The sequence below is a fragment of the Pseudomonas iranensis genome, from assembly GCF_014268585.2.
GTDB lineage: Bacteria > Pseudomonadota > Gammaproteobacteria > Pseudomonadales > Pseudomonadaceae > Aquipseudomonas > Aquipseudomonas iranensis.
In genome coordinates this window covers 5,040,772-5,060,856 of record NZ_CP077092.1, presented here as the reverse complement: position 1 = coordinate 5,060,856, position 20,085 = coordinate 5,040,772, and the positions used below count along the sequence as shown (strand labels likewise).

Sequence of the window (20,085 nt, the reverse complement as noted above, 5' to 3'; positions counted from 1 at the left end):
GCAGATTGATCGGACTTGTCTGAAGCTTAGACGGTGGTTGAAGCCGGTGAAAAAAATGTGCAGAGCGGAGCCGGCGCTTTATCTGAATAAAACTGGAACAAACACTGTGGCGAGGGGATTTATCCCCGCTGGGCCGCGAAGCGGCCCCAAAACCTGCCAGCACGTTTATGCAGGCACACCGCATGTGAGGAAATTGCGCCTGCTGCGCAGCCGAGCGGGGATAAATCCCCTCGCCACAAGGATGCTGTTCACATCCCGGGATGTTGTCTGTGTTGAGGAAAGGATTCAGGTGGCTAACAGATTTATCAGTCATGCAGGAACTCCCTGTGGCGAGGGGATTTATCCCCGTTGGGCTGCAAAGCAGCCCCAAAACCTGCCTCCACGGTTTATGCAGGCACACCGCGTGTCAGCAAGTTGCGACTGCTGCGCAGCCGAGCGGGGATAAATCCCCTCACCACAAAAATGCTGTTCGCATTCAGGGATGTTGTCTGTGTTGAGGAAAGGATTCAGGTGGCTAACAGATTTATCAGTCATGCAGGGACTCCCTGTGGCGAGGGGATTTATCCCCGTTGGGCTGCAAAGCAGCCCCAAAACCTGCCACCACAGTTTCTACAGGCACACCGCATGTAAGCAAGTGGCGACTGCTTCGCAGCCGAGCAGGGACTCCCTGTGGCGAGGGGATTCATCCCCGCTGGGCTGCGAAGCAGCCCCAAAACCTGCCACCACAGTTTCTACAGGCACACCGCGTGTGAGCAAATGGCGACTGCTGCGCAGTCGAGCGGGGATAAATCCCCTCGCCACAAGTAGGCTGTGCACATCCCGGGATGTTGTCTGTGTGAGGAAGAAATCCACCTATTCCATAGAACTATTGCGCTCAGAGCCACCAGGCATCCCAAAGCGGGTAATCACCGAGGTTATCAACCAGCCCGGCTCGCAAGGGATTATTGATGATATAGCGGGCGATGGGCTCCAGATCCTCGCCGTCACGGATCGCTCGGTCATGGTAGCCGGTTTGCCACAGCGGTCCGTGACGTCCGGTTTTTCTGTTAACCGCATGCGCACAGCGAGCCTTTACACCGCCAATGACTTCACCAAGTGAGCCGCGCTGCAATTGCATCAGCCAATGAAAGTGGTCAGGCATGACAACCCAGGCGATGGATTGCGCGACTCCTTGTTCATGAGCCCGGCGCAGTTCGGCAACCAGTAATCGGCCGGTCTGCCAATCTAAAAATACGGGCTGGCGTTCGTGGATGACCGAGGTGATGAAATAGGCACGACCGTTTTCCGAGAAACGACCTTGGCGCAGACGGTGGGAGTTGGGACGGACTGGCATGCGAGCTTCCTTGCTTGTGCTCCTGGCTTTTTCAAAGGTTAGTGGTTGGCCGCCCCGGTCGGCGCTGCAACTGTTGAGCGAAATTTCTGAATCCGTAGGGCGATTTATCCGTGATCAAGCGAGGCGAGACATCACACAGTGGATCAAATGCCCTAGGGCTGAAACATGACGCTGCACCATCGCTGTGCAATACTTCGCGGCTTTTTCAGTGGCGACTTTTCCTACGTAATGCAGGTAATGCCTCTCCGCGGAACCCACTATTGCCGAGAGTTGTCGCTGAATGTTGTGACTTTTAGAGTGAAAAATCCTGCCCTGAGCTTTTTATACTGCACGCCCCGCTGATCTTTCAGGCCCGCCCTGCAAGACGCGTCTGCCCACGAAGCCGACGCGGTTTCCTGCCCAGCCAAGGCCTATCGGCCGACGCTTCGAAACCCGGTGGTCATATCCAATAACAAGACGAGGTTGTACCCCTATGCCAGTTGGCAATCCTCTGCCGCACGGCGACACCGCTTCGGGCGGTCCGCTCAAACGTGAACTCGGCGAACGGCATATCCGCCTGATGGCACTCGGTGCCTGTATCGGCGTCGGTCTGTTTCTCGGTTCGGCCAAAGCCATCCAGATGGCCGGCCCGGCGATCATGCTTTCCTACATCCTTGGTGGTCTGGCGATCCTGGTGATCATGCGCGCACTCGGCGAAATGGCCGTGCATAACCCGGTGGCCGGTTCGTTCAGCCGCTACGCGCAGGACTATCTCGGTCCGCTGGCAGGCTTTCTCACCGGTTGGAATTACTGGTTTCTGTGGCTGGTGACCTGCGTCGCAGAAATCACTGCCGTGGCCGTGTACATGGGCATCTGGTTTCCCGATGTGCCGCGCTGGATCTGGGCCCTGGCGGCGTTGATCAGCATGGGCTCGGTCAACCTGATCGCGGTAAAAGCCTTCGGCGAGTTCGAATTCTGGTTCGCCCTGATCAAGATCGTCACCATCATCGCCATGGTCATCGGCGGCGTCGGCATCATCGCCTTCGGTTTCGGCAATGACGGCGTGGCGCTGGGCATTTCCAACCTGTGGGCCCACGGCGGTTTCATGCCCAACGGCGTGACCGGTGTGCTGATGTCGCTGCAGATGGTCATGTTCGCCTACCTCGGTGTCGAGATGATCGGCCTCACCGCCGGTGAAGCGAAGAATCCACAGAAGACCATTCCTGACGCAATCGGCTCGGTGTTCTGGCGGATTCTGCTGTTCTACGTCGGCGCGCTGTTCGTGATTCTGTCGATCTACCCGTGGAACGAAATCGGCACCCAGGGCAGCCCGTTTGTGATGACCTTCGAGCGGCTGGGCATCAAGACCGCCGCCGGTATCATCAACTTCGTGGTGATTACTGCGGCGCTGTCGTCGTGCAACGGCGGCATCTTCAGCACCGGGCGCATGCTCTACAGCCTGGCGCAGAACGGCCAGGCCCCGGCCGGTTTCGCCAAGACCTCGAACAACGGCGTGCCGCGTCGGGCGCTGTTGCTGTCGATCGCGGTGTTGCTGCTGGGCGTAGTGCTCAACTATCTGGTGCCGGAAAAGGTCTTCGTCTGGGTCACCTCGATTGCCACCTTCGGTGCGATCTGGACCTGGGTGATGATCCTTCTCGCCCAGCTGAAATTCCGCAAAGGCCTGAGCGCCAGCGAACGTGCCGGCCTCAAGTACAAGATGTGGCTGTACCCGGTCAGTTCGTATTTCGCCCTGGCGTTTCTGGTACTGGTGGTCGGCCTGATGGCGTACTTCCCGGATACCCGCGTGGCGCTGTATGTCGGGCCGGCATTCCTGGTGTTGCTGACGGTGTTGTTTTACGTGTTCAAGTTGCAGCCTAACCAAGTTTCGCAAGACGCGGTGCGTTCGATTTCATAAGTTCAAGCCGCTGAAAAAAACAAAGCCCCGGTCGCAAGATCGGGGCTTTTTTGGTTCACGCGAGCTGATCGCCAGTCTTACGCCGCTATCACTTCCAGCGGCTCAAAACTATCCGCCCGCGCCATCTGCCACATCCGCGAATAGAACTCGCCATTCACTTCGCCGGTAAGCAATTCCCCCGGTTTCAGAAACACATGCAACTGCGAGAACAGTTTGATCTCGGTTGCCGACATGCGTCGCACCAGATGCTTGGCCGACAGTTGCGACGGATGTTCGAGGCCGGCGGCAGCGAGCATTTCCGCCAGCGCTTTGAGCGTGCTGCGATGGAAGTTGTAGACGCGCTGGGCTTTGTCTGGGACCACTAGAGCGCGTTGGCGCAGGGCGTCCTGGGTGGCGACGCCGGTCGGGCATTTGTTGGTGTGGCACGACTGTGACTGGATGCAGCCGATGGCGAACATGAAGCCGCGCGCCGAGTTGGCCCAGTCGGCGCCGATGGCCAGCACGCTGGCGATGTCGAAGGCGCTGACGATCTTGCCGCTGGCGCCGAGTTTGATCTTGTCGCGCAGGTTGAGGCCGACCAGCGTGTTATGGACGAACAGCAGGCCCTCGCGCATCGGTACACCGATGTGGTCGGTGAACTCGACAGGCGCTGCGCCAGTGCCGCCTTCCTTGCCATCGACGACGATAAAGTCGGGAAGGATGCCGGTTTCCAGCATGGCCTTGGCAATGCCCATGAATTCCCACGGATGGCCGAGGCAGAACTTGAAGCCTACCGGTTTGCCACCGGACAGTTCGCGCAGTTGCTGGATGAACTGCATCATCTCGATCGGCGTGGAAAACGCACTGTGGCGCGACGGCGAAACGCAGTCCTCGCCCATCAGGATGCCTCGTGTTTCCGCAATCTCTTTGGTGACCTTATGCTTGGGCAAGATCCCGCCATGACCGGGTTTGGCGCCCTGGCTCATCTTGATTTCAATCATGCGCACTTGCGGATTCTGTGCCTGTACGGCGAAGCGCTCCGGGTCGAAACGGCCGTCGCTGGTGCGGCAGCCGAAGTAGCCGCTGCCCAGCTCCCAGGTCAGGTCGCCGCCGTGTTCGCGGTGATACGGGCTGATGCTGCCTTCACCGGTGTCGTGGGCGAAATTGCCGAGTTTCGCGCCCTGGTTCAGCGCGCGAATGGCGTTGGCGCTGAGCGAGCCGAAGCTCATCGCCGAGATATTGAAGATCGACGCTGAATATGGCTGCGTGCACTGCGGCCCGCCGACAGTGACGCGGAAACCATTCGGGTCGCTCAACGGCGCAGGGCGCATCGAGTGGCCGATGAATTCGAAGCCGGACTGGTAGACGTCGATCAGCGTGCCGAACGGTTTGTCAGCGGTTTCGTTTTTCGCTCGCGAGTACACCAGCGAACGCTGGGCGCGGGAGAAGGGCAGGGCGTCGCTGTCGGATTCGAGCAGGTACTGGCGAATCTCCGGGCGGATACCTTCGACCAGATAACGGATGTTGCCCAGAATCGGATAATTGCGGCGCACTGCATGGCGCGTCTGCAACAGGTCGAACACGCCGAGCAGGCTCAGCACTGCGGTGACGGCGGTGATCGGCCACAGCCAGTCATGTTCGAGAAAGGGCAGGCTGGCGAGGGTGAAAATCACGCAGACGGCAAAGAAGGCGTAGCGGCTCAGCAGCGACAGGCTCATACGGGTTCCTTGGTTCGGACTCAATTTTGTGCAACGGCACCCATTTCTGTGGGAGCGAGCCTGCTCGCGAAGACGGCGGACCGGCCAACCTTGATGTCGGCCATGAGGGCCTCTTCGCGAGCAGGCTCGCTCCCACAAAAAGCGTTAGTCACATTGTTTCAGGCGTTCTGCGCCTGCAGAAAAATCGAAAACAGCTCGGACTGGGATTTGATCCCCAGCTTGCTGTACATGTGTTTCTTATGGACTTTCACGGTTTCCACGGAGATTTCCAGCTTGCGGGCGATTTCCTTACTGGAACAACCGCTGAGCATCAAACGCCCGACGTCCAGTTCCCGCGCGGTCAGTTGTGCGCCTTTGAGCTGTTGCACCGACGCTTCCAGTTGCACCCGCCAGTCTGCCTGCGCAGGTGCGACGGCGAGGGCCACGGTTTCGTTGATTTCGTACGGCAGACGTTGGCGCAACAGGCCCAGCACCCATGGTTGAATCAAAGACAGCAAAGCGATCTGTTCACCAGTGAAACGTTTTTCACTGCCCAGCGACAGGCACAGCGTGCGCTCGCCTTCGAACTGGCAATTGAACTGGATTTCGTCGGCCACCACATTCAGACGAAAGTATCGCTGGTAATACTCGGTCAGCTCGAAATGCTCCGGCGCGACTTCCGAGAGGCGATACAGGCCGGTGCGCGACTGCTCGCGGCAGGCGATGTAGAACGGATCGAGCAGATACAGTCCGCGCAGATAATCCTGGAACAACGGGTCCGGGCTGCCGTCCTCGCCGGGGCATTCGGCGAAGACTTGCGGATGCTGATCGGCGCTGAACAGCAGCACCACCCAGCTATCGAACGCCACGTACTGTTCAAGCAGACGCACCAGTTGCGCCCAGAAATTCGGCTTGTCGAGCGCGTCGATCAATTGCCCGACGGCGCGGTGCCAAGTGATGTCATTCAACGAAAGTGTCATCGATCTACCCCTATCGGGTTACCCCGGCCGCGTAATTCCCTGGCCGGTTGCTTGCTGCGCATACTGGCCCACAGACAGGCACCGGGCAATCTTTCCGGGCCGGGCCACATAACAAGGGATAACCATGAAAGTCGAACTCGCCCAACTGGCGGGCCGTGACAACGACACGGCTTACAACCTGCAACGCGCACTGGCGGCGATTGCTGCCTGCGCGGCCGACACGCAGATGATCGTGTTCCCGGAAACCCACCTGATGGGCTTCCCCAACGCCGAAACCGTGGCGCAGATCGCCGAACCGCTCGACGGCCCGACCGTCAGCGCCGTGCTCGCTGCGGTGCGTGAGCGCAACATCGCCGTGGTGGTCGGCATGGCCGAGAACGACAACGGCCGCTTCTACAACACCACGCTGCTGATCACCCCCGAAGGCATCGCCCTGAAATACCGCAAGACCCATCTGTGGGCATCGGATCGCGGCGTGTTCGAAGCCGGCGATCGCTACGCCACCTGCGTGTGGAACGGCGTGCGCGTGGGCCTGTTGATCTGCTACGACATCGAGTTCCCGGAAACCGCCCGCGCCCTGGCGCAACTGGGTGCGGAATTGCTCATCGTCACCAACGGCAACATGGACCCGTACGGCCCGACCCACCGCACCGCGATCATGGCCCGCGCCCAGGAAAACCAGGCGTTTGCGCTGATGGTCAATCGCGTTGATGCAGGGGATGACGGTCTGGTGTTTGCCGGTGGCAGCGCGCTGGTCGATCCGCTGGGTGCGCTGCTGTTCGAGGCCGGACGCGAAGAAGGGCGGTTCAGGGTCGAGCTGGATTTCACGCAACTGGAGATTGCGCGCAAGGATTATCGCTATCTGGATGATCAGCGTTTGAAGTTGCCGGGGGAGGTGGTGGAGCAGGCTTGCGGTGTTCGCGAGCTATTGATTCCACACCCATAACCGCTGCCCTCACCCTAGCCCTCTCCCGGAGGGAGAGGGGACTGACCGAGGTGTAGTTTCGAGATACATCGACCTGAGATACCGAGTCGAACTCAGATATTGAAGTCCACATAGATCGGCTCCCTTTCCCCCTCGCCCCCTTTGGGGGAGAGGGCTGGGGTGAGGGGGTAACGATCTTCAGTCGAACAAAAATAATCAGCCACACCCGAAATTTTCGCCGAACCCGGCTCTGCCATAAATCCAATAACATTCGGAGTAAGTCGCCCATGGCTCGTTTGCAACGCACCCTTTCGCTAGGGTCGGTGGTGCTGTTCGGCATCGCCTACATGACGCCGATCATTGTCCTCGGCACTTTCGGCATTCTCGCCCAGTCCACCTCCGGCATGGTGCCGGCCGCCTACCTGGCCGCGCTGGTGGCGATGTTCTTCACCGCCATGAGTTACGGACGCATGGCCGCCGCTTTCCCGGTCGCCGGTTCGGCTTACAGCTATGTGCGCAAGGCGATCAGTCCGAAACTCGGTTTCATTGCCGGCTGGGCGGTGTTGCTCGATTATCTGTTTCTACCGATGGCGATCTGGCTGATCGGCGCCGCTTATCTGGCTTCGGCATTTCCGTCGATCCCGCAATGGATCTGGGTGCTGGCGTTCATCGGCATCACCAGTGCGATCAACATCGTCGGGCTGAAACTGGCTAACGGCATCAACGCCTTGCTGATGCTGGTGCAGTTCCTCGTATTGATTGCCTTCGTTGCGCTGTGCGTGCACTACATCGGCGGCGATGCGAGCACGCCGCTGTGGTCGATCAAACCGTTCTTCAACGGCGACATGCAGATGCCGCTGATCATGAGCGGCGCGGCGATTGCCTGCTATTCATTCCTTGGCTTTGACGCTGTGAGCACCCTGACCGAAGAGACCCGCGATCCACGCCGCACCATTCCCCGGGCGATCATGCTGATCACCCTGATTGGCGGCCTGATTTTCGTCGGCGTTTCGTACTTCGTGCAGATCGCTCATCCATCGTTCCAGTTCGACAGCGTCGACTCGGCAGCCTATGAAATTGCGCGCAACATCGGTGGCGACCTGTTCGTGTCGATCTTCCTGATCGGCCTGATCGTCGGCCAGTTCGCCTCGGGGCTGTCGGCCCAGGCAAGTGGTTCGCGACTGTTGTTCGCCATGGGCCGCGACGGCGTCTTGCCGAAGTCGTTTTTCGGCACCTTACACGCGCGTTTCGGCACCCCGGTCAACAGCATTCTGTTGTGCGCGGCGGTGGCGTTGCTGGCGCTGAGACTCGACGTTACCACCTCGACCTCGTTCATCAACTTCGGCGCGTTCCTGGCGTTCAGCCTGGTCAACCTGTCGGTGATCTTCCATTACTGGATCGGCGGCGAGAAAAAAGGCCCGCGCGAGTTGCTGCTGTTTCTGCTCTGCCCGCTGATCGGTCTGGTGGCCGACCTGTGGCTGATGGTCAGCCTTGATCATCTGGCGGTGTGGCTGGGGCTGAGCTGGCTGGCGATTGGTGTGGTGTATCTCGCCGTGCTGACCGGTGGTTTCCGCCGTCAGCCGCCGGAACTGGATTTTCAGGAAGCGACCTGAGCTTCGTGGCTTGGCTTCCCTCTGACGGGCATGGGATCCTTGGCGCTTTTGCACCAAGGGATTCCTTTATGTCGACCATTCATATCGCCGCTGCGCTGCTGCTCAACCCGCAAGGCCAGACCCTGCTGGTGCGCAAGCGCGACACCACGGCGTTCATGCAACCGGGTGGCAAGATCGAAGCCCACGAGTTGCCAGTGCACGCATTGGCCCGTGAGCTGGAAGAAGAACTCGGGCTGCAGATCGACCCGGCGCAGGCGATTTTCCTCAACAGTTTTTCCGCCCCCGCCGCCAACGAGCCAGGCTTCATCGTGCATGCGGAAATATTTCAACTGACCATCGACACTGATGTCTGCCCGGCGGCGGAGATCGAGGAAGTCATCTGGGTCGATCCGGCCACTGATCCGGCGCTCGAGCTGGCGCCATTGACACGCGAGCACATCCTGCCGTTTTATCGCCGTTCACTGATTGCACTCGCCTGATCATTCCCGCAAAGGACGTTGCCATGATCCCGTTGCAAGACCTGATGATCTTCTCCGCCGCCGCATTGCTGATGGTGCTGACGCCGGGGCCGAACATGATCTATCTGATCTCGCGGTCGATCTGTCAGGGCCGCCGCGCCGGAGTGACTTCGTTGCTTGGCGTGGTCGGCGGGTTCTTCGTGCATATGTTCGCCGCGGCGGCGGGTTTGACGGCGGTGTTTCTCGCCGTGCCGATGGCTTATGAAGTGTTGAAATGGGCCGGCGCGTTGTACCTGCTGTGGCTGGCCTGGCAAGCGCTGAAACCCGGCGCACGTTCGCCGTTCGAAGCGCAGCAATTGCCGCCGGACTCGTCGCGCAAGCTGATCACCATGGGCTTTCTCACCAGTGCGCTGAACCCGAAAATCGCCGTGTTCTATCTGTCGGTGTTTCCGCAATTCATCAGCCCTGAACACGGCTCGGTGTTCACCCAAAGCATCATCCTCGGCCTGACGCAGATCAGCGTCAGCTTCAGCGTCAATCTGTTGATCGCACTGTTCGCCGCAGGCATTGCCTCGTGGTTTGTGCGCAATCCGACGTGGTTGGCGATGCAGCGTTATTTCATGGGCCTGGTGCTCGGCGGCCTCGCCGTACGGCTGATGCTCGAACAACGCCGGACCGCCTGACATGTGGATCGAACGGCTGGACGCCAGCCACGCCCTGGCCTACCGCGAACTGATGCTTGAAGCCTATGACCGGCATCCGCAGGCCTTCACTTCCAGCGTGCGCGAACGCGCAGTGATGCCGTTGAGTTGGTGGGAAGGGCGCCTGACCAGCAAGCTCGATGTGGTGCTGGGGGCATTCGATGCCGGGACGTTGGCCGGGATTGTCGGCCTGGCTTTCGAGCCGCGCGAGAAGGCGCGCCACAAGGCAACGCTGTTCGGCATGTATGTCTCGGCGGATTTTCGTCGCAAGGGGCTGGGCTTTGATCTGGTGCAGGCGGCATTGGCCCAAGCGCAAAAGCATCCGGCGCTGAAACTGCTGCAGCTCACCGTGACTGCCGGCAATGACGCGGCTTTTCAGTTGTATCAGCGTTGTGGCTTCATTCAGTACGGCCTCGAACACCTCGCCGTGCGGGTGGGCGAAGACTACTTCGACAAGATCCACATGTGGCGCGAGCTCTGACCCAGCGATAATTTCCGCCTACTGATCGTTCCCACGCTCTGCGTGGGAATGCAGACCGGGACGCTCTGCGTCCCATCCAAAGCCGAACGCAGAGCGTCCGTTGAGGCATTCCCACGCAGAGCGTGGGAACGATCATCTCCTGCACAGCAGATCAGCGTACGGCGCTGACCCCATCGAGGGTCGAAAACGAGGTGTCCTTGGCGGTCAGGAGGAAATCGCGCATGTACGGCGCGTCGAGCATGTCGGTGCGAATCGCCGCGTACAGTGTCGCAAACAAGCCCTTTTCACCCAACCGTTTGCCCTTCACATAACCGCGCGAGCTGTATTCATGCAGCGCCCAGTGCGGCATGCCGCAGACGCCACGGCCGCTGGCGACCAGTTGCATCATCATCACCGTCAGTTCCGAAGTGCGCACCTGCGCAGGTTCGATGTCGGCCGGTTCGAGGAAGCGGGTGAAGATGTCCAGGCGATCACGCTCGACCGGGTAGGTGATCAGCGTTTCCGTCAGCAAATCTTCAGGAACGATGTACGGCTTGCTCGCCAGCGCATGCTGGTTGGCCACCGCGAGCATGGCTTCGTAGGTGAACAGCGGCACGTAAGTGATGCCGGCAATCTCCAGCGGATCGGAGGTCACCACCAGATCCAGATCGCCGCGCGCCAGTGCCGGCAGCGGGGCGAAAGCGAAACCCGAAGCCAGGTCCAGCTCGACTTCCGGCCAGGCATCGCGGAACTGGTCGATGGTCGGCATCAGCCACTGGAAGCAGCTGTGGCATTCGATCGCCATGTGCAGACGCCCGGCGGTGCCACCGGCCAGCCGACCAATGTCCCGTTCCGCAGCACGCAACAGCGGCAGAGTGGCGTCGGCCAGTTGCAGCAGGCGCAGACCGGCGCTGGTGAAGCGCACCGGTTTGGTCTTGCGCACGAACAACTGCATGCCCATGCGCTCTTCCAGCTCTTTGAATTGGTGCGACAGTGCTGACTGCGTCAGATGCAAACGGTCGGCGGCATCCACCAGGCTGTCGGCCTCGCGCAGGGCATGCAGGGTTTTCAGATGTCGGATTTCAAGCACCGGCGGGCTCCATGAAGAAAACTTGTGACGAATGCGTGGAAGGTGAGTTTGTCTCATGCAGCACGCTTTGTCGATCTGCCGGCCAGGATCCGGCGATGCAATCGACAGCCGACCGCTCGGCACTCTTCATCAAACTGTCATGCAACTGTGGCAGCGCGCTCGCACGAACTTCATCAGACTCGCGCTCTACTGGGGGGCTGCGTTTTGGTGTTTTTCATGTTCAAGAGAGTTTTTTCAGTCGCGGCCGCGTTGGCCGCGCTTTTGTTCGGGGCCGGCTCGTTTGCAGCCGGACGCTGCGATGTCAACGTGCCGACCGAGCACGCCGAGCTGGCGCAGGTCAGTCTTGCCTATCAAAGTATCGGCCGTGCATCAGACCCGGCGCTGTTGCTGGTCATGGGCCTGGGTGGGCAGTTGATTCACTGGCCGGATGAAGTGGTTGTCGCTTTGTGCCAGCAGGGTTTCCGGGTGATCCGCTATGACAACCGCGACGTCGGCCTGTCGACCTGGCGGCAGGCGCCGACCGAGGCCAATCTGACCTTCGAAGTGCTGCGTTACAAACTCGGTCTGCCGGTCTCGGCCCCTTACAGCCTGACTGACATGGCCGACGATGCGCTGGGTTTGATGACCGCGCTGAAGGTCGAGCAATTCCACGTGCTCGGCGCGAGCATGGGCGGAATGATCGCCCAGCACATGGCGGCGATCGCGCCGCAGCGGGTGGAAAGCCTGACGCTGATCATGACCACTTCCGGCGCTGAAGGCCTGCCGGCACCGAGTGCGGCGCTGGTGCAGTTGCTCTCGCGGCGGGGTGCGCCGAACCGTGAAGTGGCGCTGGAGCAACAGGCCGATCTGCTCGCGGCACTCGGTAGCCCGGCGGTGACGGATGATCGTCAGGCCTTGCTGCAACAGGCGGCGGCGTCCTACGACCGTGCATTCAACCCCGAAGGCGTCAAACGGCAAATCATGGCGATACTTGCCGAGCCGAGCCGGGTGGCACTGCTCAATCAACTGCGCGTGCCGACCCTGGTGGTGCATGGCACGGCAGATCCGCTGCTGCCGGTGATGCACGGCGTACATCTGGCGGCGCACATTCAGGGCAGTCAGTTGAAACTGATTCCGGGACTGGCGCATCGCTTTCAGGAGGCGTTCAAGGAACCGTTGCTGGCGGCGGTGTTGCCGTATCTGCAGGCGCATCGCGAGGATACTTCGCATTGGGCGCAGGTCGATCCGGCGGCGCCGAACAATCTGCTGTAACAGTGCCAGCATCCTGTCGCCAAAAAAATATCAATGTGCCACTATTGTTTGCCGCGTTGTTGCCGATAAGGCGCAGGAACGTTTTCAGACATAGGGACTTGATCCATGATTTTTCGCGCTACACGTCAATGGGCCGCGCTGGCTCTGCTCGCCGTACTGACTCTCACCGGCTGCGCCCATGTGCAACCGCCCGTGGCCCTGGACAAACAGTTCTGGGATGCCAAAGAGCCGACCATTGGTGTGGCCATTACCGTCGTACCGTCGCCAGTGCTGGCGCTGACCGGCAATCAGGGCATCCTTGATTACGCCATCAATGCCGGCGTCAACAGCAAGCTCAGCGCCAACGTCGAAACCTGGCAGGTGCGCGACCTGGAAACCCTGCCCGACGCCATCGTCGCCAAGCTGCAAGCCAAGGGCTACAAGGCCAAGCGCATTGATGAAAAGGTCGATCTGAAGACCTTCAAGGAAGTCGATTTCCGCGAGGGCTACATGACCAAGGACCTGTCGCCGATGAAGGCTGCCCACGGCATTGACCGTCTGTTGCTGGTGTCGATTTATGCCACCGGTGCCACCCGCAGCTACTACAGCATCGTGCCCACCAGCGTGCCGATGGCCCAGGTCGGCGGCCAGGGCATGGTGATCGATCTGTCGGACAACAAACTCTTGTGGTACCAGCCATTCGCCGCTGTGCAAGCCGCGCAAGGCGAGTGGGACGAGCCGTCCTACACCAACCTGTCCAACGCGTTTTATCAGGCGATGGATAACAGCCGGCAGCAAATGATCGCCCCGTTCGCGCAATGAAACGTCTGGCGCTGACCTTCGCGGCGATCTCGCTGCTGGTGTTGCCTGGCTGTGCGCAGAAACCGGCACCCGAGGCCGGTTTCAAGGATCAGGCCGCCATGAGCTATGTGCAGGCACACGGGCTGAAGGTCGACGTGCAACTGCCGGCGGAATTCGTCGGCGCCAGCACGGTGATCGACAGCAAGGCGGCAGTGAACGCGGCCAATTCCAGCTACACACTGGTGTCAAGCTCCGGCGCTGGCGCCGGGTTGGCGGGGATTCTGGTGGCCAGCCTGATCAACACGCAAATGGGTTCCGGTACGTTACAGCGCGATGCCGAAAAAGCCGCGCTGAACGAATCGCGGCCGCTGGCCGACCTGCTCGCCGGCGTGCCGTTGCAGGAGCGCTTGCAACAGCGTTTTCAGGCGGCGTCGCAAGTGTCCGGATTCAAGCAGGGCACAGGTGCGGTGACGGCACGCTTGCTGATCGAACCGAAGCTGATGCTGACGCCCGATCGCGGCAGTTTCGTGCTGGTCAATCAGGTGCAATTGCAGGATATCGCCGGCTCGGCGCTGTACCGCATGCGCATCGAAGTGGCCAGTCAGCCGATTCGTCGTTGCGGCAAGCAATGCATCGATGACGGCGCCCTTGACCTGGCCAAGGTCACCGCCGCGCTGGATGAATGCATTGATGAATCCATGCGCGTGTTGAGCGCCGATTTGATGCAACCGACGCCACCGCCCGCCGCGCAGGAAACCCTGCGTTACGTGCTCGACGGCCAGCGCGTGGTCGAGCGCGGTTATCAACTGGCGCAGAACGGCAACTACTGGCGCTACCGCAATCTCTACGGTGCGGTGAAGTCAGTGCCGGTGCCGTTCGAGGATGCCTTGTCGTCCGCGCAACTGGCCCGAGTCTACGGTCGCTAGAGGCAGATGCGCGTGGGTTCAGGCATGCAGCCTGACCCACACGCTGACCAGCGCCGTCGCCGCTATCAACCAGGCTACCGCCGCCACCGCCAGTGACGCTTCCAAGCGCATGCGGTCGACCATCACATACAACGTCGCCAGGTACACGAAGTAGGGAATGATCGACCACATGCCGAACACGATCGTGGTCTTCAGGTCGTCGACCGAACGGCCCTTGCCGACGATGTAGTGCGCAATCAGGGCAAAGGTCGGGAACAGCGGTACCAGCCCGGCGATGTAGTAATTTCTGGTCTTGGACAGTGCCGCGAGGATCAGCACCACTGCGGCGCCGATCGCGGCTTTGAGAATCAGATCCATCAGTGGCTCAGCCCGTACTTTTTGACTTTGTCGAACAGCGTGGTCTTGGCCATGCCCAGTTCCTGGCTGGCCTGGGTCAGGTTGCCGCCGCTGCGTTGCAAGGCGTCGACCAGCAGATTGCGCTCGAACGCTTCCACCGCTTCGGCAAACGCCAGACCCTGGCTGGCGCTGGCGCCGGACTTCTTGAAGGCCGGCAGGCCGAGGGCGAAGCGTTCGGCGACGTTGCGCAGTTCGCGCACGTTGCCCGGCCAGTCGTGGCTCATCAGGTTCGACAGGGTCTGGTTGTCCAGCTCCGGCAGCGTGCGGTCGAAGCGCAGCGCCGATTGCTGGGTGAAGTGTTCGAACAGTTGCAGGATGTCTTCGCGGCGTTCGCGCAGCGGTGGCAATTCCAGGGTCACGACGTTGAGGCGGTAGTACAAGTCGCTGCGAAACTCGCCGGCCTTGCTTGACTCATCAAGGTCGGATTTGGTCGCTGCGATCACCCGGCAATCCACTGCCACGCTCTGGTTCGAACCGAGCCGTTCGAGGGTGCGTTCCTGCAATACCCGCAGCAGCTTGATCTGCAGCGGCAGCGGCATGCTTTCCACTTCGTCGAGAAACAGCGTGCCGCCGTCGGCGTGCTCGATCTTGCCGATGCGGCGTTTGCCGGCGCCGGTGAAGGCGTTGGCTTCGTGGCCGAAGATCTCGCTTTCAAAAAGGTTTTCCGGCAGGCCGCCGCAGTTCAGCGCGACGAACTGTTTGCTGTGGCGCCGACTGAAATCGTGCAGGCAGCGGGCGACCAGTTCCTTGCCGGTGCCGGTCTCGCCTTCGATCAAGACGTTGGCTGAGGTGTCGGCAACGTTGGCGATCAGTTCGCGCAGGTTCTGCATCGCCGGTGAGCGGCCAATAATCCGCCCTTCCAGCGAATCGCGTTCGGCCAGTTGCCGACGTAGCGATGACACTTCACGGGCGAGGCTGCGTTGCTCCAGCGCCCGCCGCGCGACATCGACCAAGCGTTCCGGCGAGAACGGTTTTTCCATGAAGTCGTAAGCGCCTTTTTGCATCGCGCCGACAGCCATGGAAATGTCGCCGTGGCCGGTGATCAGCACCACCGGCAGGCTGCGATCACGCTGCTTGAGGCGGGTGAGCAATTCCAGGCCATCGATGCCCGGCAGGCGGATGTCGCTGATGACGATGCCGGCAAAGTTGTCGCCGACCTGCGCCAGCGCCTCTTCGGCACTGCCGACGCCGATGCACGGAATGTCTTCGAGGGTCAGCGCCTGTTGGCAGCCGAGCAGCACATGGGGGTCGTCTTCGACAATCAGCACACTGAGTTCAGGGTTCATATTGGCTCGGCAGAAAGAGGGCTTACCAACGGTAAACTGAGGACGAAAGTGGTGCCACCGCCGGCCGGGTGTTCGACACCCAGGTGCCCGCCGGTAGCGGCGGCGAGGCTGGCGGACAGGGTCAGGCCCAGTCCCAGGCCTTGCTCGCCGGGTTTGGTGGTGAAGAACGGTTCGAACAGATGCTTGCGCGCTTCGGCGTCGATGCCGTGGCCGTTGTCACGCACCCGCAAGCGATACTTGCCGTTGAATTCTTCACCCTCCAGCCACAGCTGCGGCTGCGGTTGCGCGTGCATGGCGTCGAGGGCATTGCCGATCAGGTTGACGAGGATCTGTTCGAGGCGGGTCTGATCGATCAACAGCTGCACATCGGCAAACTGTCGGTGAATCTGCAGCGCGGTGTTTTCCACACGCGCGCCGAGCACTTGCAAGGCGGCGTCGACGGCTTTGCCGAGACTGGCCTGACCCTTGTTGTCGCCGCGCCGGGCAAACGAACGCAGGCTGGCGGTGATCCGGCCCATGCGGTCGATCAGGTCGTTGATGGTCTTGAGGTTGGTGCTGGCGACGTCGAGCTGGCCGCGCTCGAGAAAGCGCACGGTATTGCCCGACAGCGTGCGCATCGCCGCCAGCGGCTGGTTCAGTTCATGGGCAATGCTGGTCGACATCTGGCCGATGGCGGCGAGTTTGCCGGCCTGCACCAGTTCATCCTGAGCGCGGCGCAACGTCTCTTCGGCCTGGCGGCGCTCGCGGATCTGACTCTTCAGGCGTTCGTTGCTGGCGCGCAGATCGGCGGTGCGTTCGGTAATCCGACGTTCGAGTTGGCTGTTGGCTTCCTGCAACGCTTCGCGGGCGGCGAGGCGGGTGGCGAGGACTTTGCGCCGCTCGTTCCAGGCAATCAGCAGGAAGGCAAACAGGGCGAACGCCACCGCCACCAGAATGCCTTGGTTGATCGCTTCGCGGCGCAGGTCCTGCAACGGTGTCAGCAGAGTGAAATTCCACGGCGTGTCACTCAGCAGTCGGGTTTGCGCCAGATAACTGATGTCGTCTTCGTCGGGCTGCAATTCACTGTTGGCCGGGAAAGTCAGTTTCTCCACGCCTTCGGCCAGTGTCTCGCGGGCCAGCGGTTGCAGTTCGTTGAGCGGGAACCAGTAGTACTGCAGGCTGCGGGCAAGTTTTTCCTTGACCTCGTCGCTCAGCGGAATTACCGATTTCAGCCGCCTGGCCGGATCGCTGGAGAGAATGATGATGCCGTTCTCATCGCTGACGAACGCTTCCAGACGCGCCCGTTGCCAGCGCTCTTCCATGGCTTCCAGACGCACCTTGACCACCGCGACACCGATGATCTTGCCGTGCTCTTCGAGGCCGTGGGCGAGGTAGTAACCGGGTTCACCATTGGTGCTGCCGATGCCATAGAAGCGCCCGGGCTGGCCGCGCACGGCGTCTTTGAAATAGGCGCGGAAGGACAAGTCTTCACCCAGATAACTGTCGACATCGCGCCAGTTGCTGGTGGCCATGACCCGGCCGGTGGTGTCCATGACGTAGATGGCCCGGCTGCGGCTGCGGCGGTTCAGGCCTTCGAGGTAATCGTTGACCGTCTGCCGGTGCTCCGGGGTCGGGTCGGCCAGCAACTGCGGCACACTCGTTTCGAGTTCCAGCAGACTGGGCAGGTAGGTGTATTTGCTGATCTCGCTTTCGACCGCGCGGGCGTGCAGTTCCAGCTGACGCTGGCCGTTCTCGCCGAGGCTGCGGATGCCGAAGTGTTCACTGGTCCAGAAGCCGATAAAACCCAGCCCGACCATCAGGGCGATGATCAGTGGCGGCAGGAACAGATGACGGATCAGACGGGGCTTCACGGCAAGTGATGGCTCTGCAGCGCGATAAAGAGTGGGGTCGCATTTCATCACAGATGCCTTGGGTCAACCACAACACTTGTTTGTGCCTGTGGCGAGGGGATTTATCCCCGTTGGGCCGCGAAGCGGCCCCAAAACCATCACTGCGGTTTAACTGAAAGACCGCATGCACAGGTTTTACGACTGCTGCGCAGCCGGACGGGGATAAATCCCCTCGCCACAGGGGATCTCATTGTCAGGCTGCCCGCACCCCACAGACAGGGTGCGGGTGTGTTGCTTTTAGTGCTGCAGAATTTTCTCGAGGAAGTGCTGCGCGCGTTCGGAGCGGGCGCTGATGTCGCCGAAGAATTCCTCTTTCGGGCAGTCTTCGATGATCTTGCCCTGGTCCATGAAGATCACCCGGTCCGCCACTTTACGGGCGAAGCCCATTTCGTGGGTCACGCACATCATGGTCATGCCTTCGTGGGCCAGCTGCACCATGACGTCGAGCACTTCATTGACCATTTCCGGGTCGAGCGCCGAGGTCGGTTCGTCGAACAGCATGACGATCGGGTCCATCGCCAGCGCACGGGCAATCGCCACACGCTGTTGCTGACCGCCGGACAGTTGCCCCGGATGCTTGTGGGCGTGCGCCGACAAACCTACGCGCTCGAGCAGTTGCAGGCCTTTTTTGGTCGCCTCTTCCTTGCTGCGGCCAAGCACCTTGATCTGCGCGATGGTCAGGTTTTCGGTGATGGTCAGGTGCGGGAACAGCTCGAAATGCTGGAACACCATGCCCACCCGCGAACGCAGTTTCGGCAGGTTGGTTTTCGGGTCAGCGATCGACGTACCGTCAACCACCACGTCGCCTTTCTGGAACGGCTCCAGGGCGTTGACGCACTTGATCAGCGTCGACTTGCCGGAACCCGACGGGCCGCAGACCACAATCACTTCGCCTTTTTTGACCTCGGTGCTGCAATCAGTCAGCACCTGGAAGTCCCCATACCACTTGTTGATGTTTTTGATAGAGATCATACGGCGAACCTTTTTTGCAGACGCTTGACCAACCGCGAGGCGGCGAAGCTGATGATGAAGTACACGAGACCGGCGAAAATCAGGAACTCATTGGAGCGGCCGATGATGTCGCCGCTGGCGCGCGAGGCATTGAGGAAGTCCACCAGGCCCACGGTGTAGACCAGCGAGGTGTCCTGGAACAGGATGATGCTCTGCTGCAGCAGCAGCGGGGTCATCTTGCGGAACGCCTGCGGCAGGATGATCAGGCGCATCATCTGCCCGTAGTTCATGCCCAGCGCTTGCGCGGCACCCATCTGGCCCTTGGAAATCGACTGCACACCAGCCCGGACGATTTCGCAGAAGTACGCCGCTTCGAACATCATGAATGCCACGACGCACGAAGTGAACGCACCGATCGGCGTGTCTTCGCCGGTGATCCAGCGCAGCACGAACGGCACTGCCAGGTAGAACCAGGTGATCACCAGCAGCAGCGGGATCGAGCGGAAATAGTTGACGTAGGCGCCAGCGATGCTCGACAGCAGCTTGTTGTGCGACAGACGGCACAGCGCGAGGATCGTGCCGAGAATCATCCCGCCGATCACGCCCATGGCCATCAGCTTGAGGGTCATCACCATGCCGTTCCACAAACCGGGAATGGCCGGGACGATGCCACTGAAATCGAATTCCATTATTTACCCCCCACGGAGATCAGGCCGGGCACCGCGACTTTCTTCTCGACCAGGCGCATCAGCAGCATCAGGCTCATGTTGAGGGTGAAATAGATCAGGGTTGCCAGGGTGAACGCTTCGAACAGGTTGGCCGAGAACTCGGCGGTCTGTTTGGTCTGCGCCAGCAATTCCATCAAACCGATCAGGGACGCCACGGAGGAGTTCTTGAACACGTTCAAAAATTCCGAGGTGAGCGGCGGAATGATGATCCGGTAGGCCTGGGGCAGCAGCACGTTCCAGTAGATCTGCGGCAGTTTGAAACCCATCGCGCGGGCGGCGGATTCCTGGCCACGAGGCAGCGCCTGGATACCGGTGCGCACTTGCTCGCAGACACGGGCGGCGGTGAACAGACCGAGGCAGACGACAACGCTCAGATAGGCCGAAGTAGTCGGGTTGAGGTCCTGCTTGTACCACTCCTGCAGATCCGGCGGCAGCAGATCGGGCACCAGGAAGTACCAGATGAACAGCTGCACCAGCAGCGGCACGTTACGGAACAGCTCGACGTAGCAGGTCGCGATGCCCGATACGATGCGGTTCGGCACGGTGCGCATGATGCCCAGCAGCGAGCCGAGCAGCAGGGCGATGATCCACGCCACGATGGCGATGGCGATGGTCCAGCCCAGACCGGAGATGAACCAGTCGAGATAGGTCTCGCTGCCCACGCCGGTGGACTTGAAGAACACGCCCCAGTCCCAGTTGTAATTCATTAGGGTCTCCCCTCGATTCGATCGATGTACAAGTGCCCGCC

Annotated in this window: 19 protein-coding genes; 9 read left to right on the top strand and 10 right to left on the bottom strand. The window is 60.7% G+C overall.

The window, feature by feature from the left end; all coding sequences use genetic code 11:
* Positions 1-874: 874 nt before the first annotated feature.
* A complete protein-coding gene (locus HU724_RS22720; RefSeq protein ID WP_186569778.1) occupies positions 875-1,333 on the bottom strand; it encodes an REP-associated tyrosine transposase in 459 nt (152 codons plus the stop codon).
* A gap of 472 nt (positions 1,334-1,805) precedes the next feature.
* On the opposite strand from HU724_RS22720, the gene HU724_RS22715 reads away from it, so the two are divergent.
* Complete coding sequence (locus tag HU724_RS22715; RefSeq protein ID WP_186569777.1) at positions 1,806-3,227, top strand: amino acid permease; 1,422 nt, start codon at positions 1,806-1,808, stop codon at positions 3,225-3,227.
* 77 nt (positions 3,228-3,304) lie between these two features.
* Here HU724_RS22715 and HU724_RS22710 read toward each other — a convergent pair whose 3' ends face one another.
* Both HU724_RS22710 and HU724_RS22705 read right to left on the bottom strand, forming a co-directional pair.
* Positions 3,305-4,924 (bottom strand): FMN-binding glutamate synthase family protein, encoded by a 1,620-nt coding sequence (locus tag HU724_RS22710; protein ID WP_186569776.1) that lies wholly within the window; start codon positions 4,922-4,924, stop codon positions 3,305-3,307.
* A gap of 158 nt (positions 4,925-5,082) precedes the next feature.
* Entirely contained in the window at positions 5,083-5,883 is an 801-nt protein-coding gene (locus HU724_RS22705; protein WP_186569775.1) for a helix-turn-helix transcriptional regulator, read from the bottom strand.
* Between the two features lie 124 nt (positions 5,884-6,007).
* Between HU724_RS22705 and HU724_RS22700 the strand changes: the two genes are divergently transcribed.
* From HU724_RS22700 to HU724_RS22680, 5 genes are all read left to right on the top strand, one after another.
* On the top strand, positions 6,008-6,829 hold the full coding sequence (locus tag HU724_RS22700) for a carbon-nitrogen hydrolase family protein (RefSeq protein ID WP_186569774.1): 822 nt from the start codon (positions 6,008-6,010) through the stop codon (positions 6,827-6,829).
* 266 nt (positions 6,830-7,095) lie between these two features.
* Positions 7,096-8,421, top strand: coding sequence for an APC family permease (locus HU724_RS22695; RefSeq protein ID WP_186569773.1), 1,326 nt, complete (start codon positions 7,096-7,098; stop codon positions 8,419-8,421).
* Positions 8,422-8,489: 68 nt separating this feature from the next.
* Positions 8,490-8,900, top strand: coding sequence for an NUDIX hydrolase (locus HU724_RS22690; RefSeq protein WP_186569772.1), 411 nt, complete (start codon positions 8,490-8,492; stop codon positions 8,898-8,900).
* 23 nt (positions 8,901-8,923) lie between these two features.
* A complete protein-coding gene (locus HU724_RS22685; protein WP_186569771.1) occupies positions 8,924-9,562 on the top strand; it encodes a LysE family translocator in 639 nt (212 codons plus the stop codon).
* A gap of 1 nt (position 9,563) precedes the next feature.
* Entirely contained in the window at positions 9,564-10,061 is a 498-nt protein-coding gene (locus HU724_RS22680) for a GNAT family N-acetyltransferase (RefSeq protein WP_186569770.1), read from the top strand.
* A gap of 151 nt (positions 10,062-10,212) precedes the next feature.
* Here HU724_RS22680 and metR read toward each other — a convergent pair whose 3' ends face one another.
* Positions 10,213-11,130 carry a transcriptional regulator MetR gene (gene metR, locus HU724_RS22675; protein ID WP_016773382.1) on the bottom strand — a complete coding sequence of 306 codons (918 nt, stop codon included), beginning with the start codon at positions 11,128-11,130 and terminating at the stop codon, positions 10,213-10,215.
* Positions 11,131-11,346: 216 nt separating this feature from the next.
* Here metR and HU724_RS22670 point away from each other — a divergent pair, with 216 nt between their 5' ends.
* The 3 genes from HU724_RS22670 (at position 11,347) to HU724_RS22660 (ending at position 14,087) form a co-directional block, all read left to right on the top strand.
* On the top strand, positions 11,347-12,381 hold the full coding sequence (locus HU724_RS22670; RefSeq protein WP_186569769.1) for an alpha/beta fold hydrolase: 1,035 nt from the start codon (positions 11,347-11,349) through the stop codon (positions 12,379-12,381).
* Positions 12,382-12,486: 105 nt separating this feature from the next.
* Positions 12,487-13,182, top strand: a complete 696-nt coding sequence (locus HU724_RS22665; RefSeq protein ID WP_024014168.1) for a hypothetical protein — start codon at positions 12,487-12,489, stop codon at positions 13,180-13,182.
* Positions 13,179-14,087 carry a hypothetical protein gene (locus HU724_RS22660; protein ID WP_186569768.1) on the top strand — a complete coding sequence of 303 codons (909 nt, stop codon included), beginning with the start codon at positions 13,179-13,181 and terminating at the stop codon, positions 14,085-14,087. Before HU724_RS22665 ends, HU724_RS22660 begins: the two co-directional genes overlap by 4 nt.
* Before the next feature lie 18 nt (positions 14,088-14,105).
* On the opposite strand, the gene HU724_RS22655 is transcribed toward HU724_RS22660, so the two are convergent.
* The 6 genes from HU724_RS22655 to HU724_RS22630 form a co-directional block, all read right to left on the bottom strand.
* Positions 14,106-14,435, bottom strand: a complete 330-nt coding sequence (locus tag HU724_RS22655; RefSeq protein ID WP_186569779.1) for a GlpM family protein — start codon at positions 14,433-14,435, stop codon at positions 14,106-14,108.
* Positions 14,436-14,443: 8 nt separating this feature from the next.
* Positions 14,444-15,769: a two-component response regulator AauR gene (gene aauR / locus HU724_RS22650; protein WP_186569767.1), complete on the bottom strand. Its 1,326-nt coding sequence runs from the start codon at positions 15,767-15,769 to the stop codon at positions 14,444-14,446.
* The gene (gene aauS, locus HU724_RS22645; protein WP_056790048.1) at positions 15,766-17,667 is read right to left on the bottom strand and encodes a two-component sensor histidine kinase AauS; all 1,902 of its coding nucleotides are present in this window, start codon (positions 17,665-17,667) and stop codon (positions 15,766-15,768) included. Before aauS ends, aauR begins: the two co-directional genes overlap by 4 nt.
* Before the next feature lie 228 nt (positions 17,668-17,895).
* Positions 17,896-18,630, bottom strand: coding sequence for an amino acid ABC transporter ATP-binding protein (locus HU724_RS22640; protein ID WP_016773390.1), 735 nt, complete (start codon positions 18,628-18,630; stop codon positions 17,896-17,898).
* On the bottom strand, positions 18,627-19,298 hold the full coding sequence (locus HU724_RS22635; RefSeq protein WP_016773391.1) for an amino acid ABC transporter permease: 672 nt from the start codon (positions 19,296-19,298) through the stop codon (positions 18,627-18,629). Before HU724_RS22635 ends, HU724_RS22640 begins: the two co-directional genes overlap by 4 nt.
* Positions 19,298-20,044, bottom strand: a complete 747-nt coding sequence (locus HU724_RS22630) for an amino acid ABC transporter permease (protein WP_016773392.1) — start codon at positions 20,042-20,044, stop codon at positions 19,298-19,300. Before HU724_RS22630 ends, HU724_RS22635 begins: the two co-directional genes overlap by 1 nt.
* Positions 20,045-20,085: the final 41 nt, after the last annotated feature.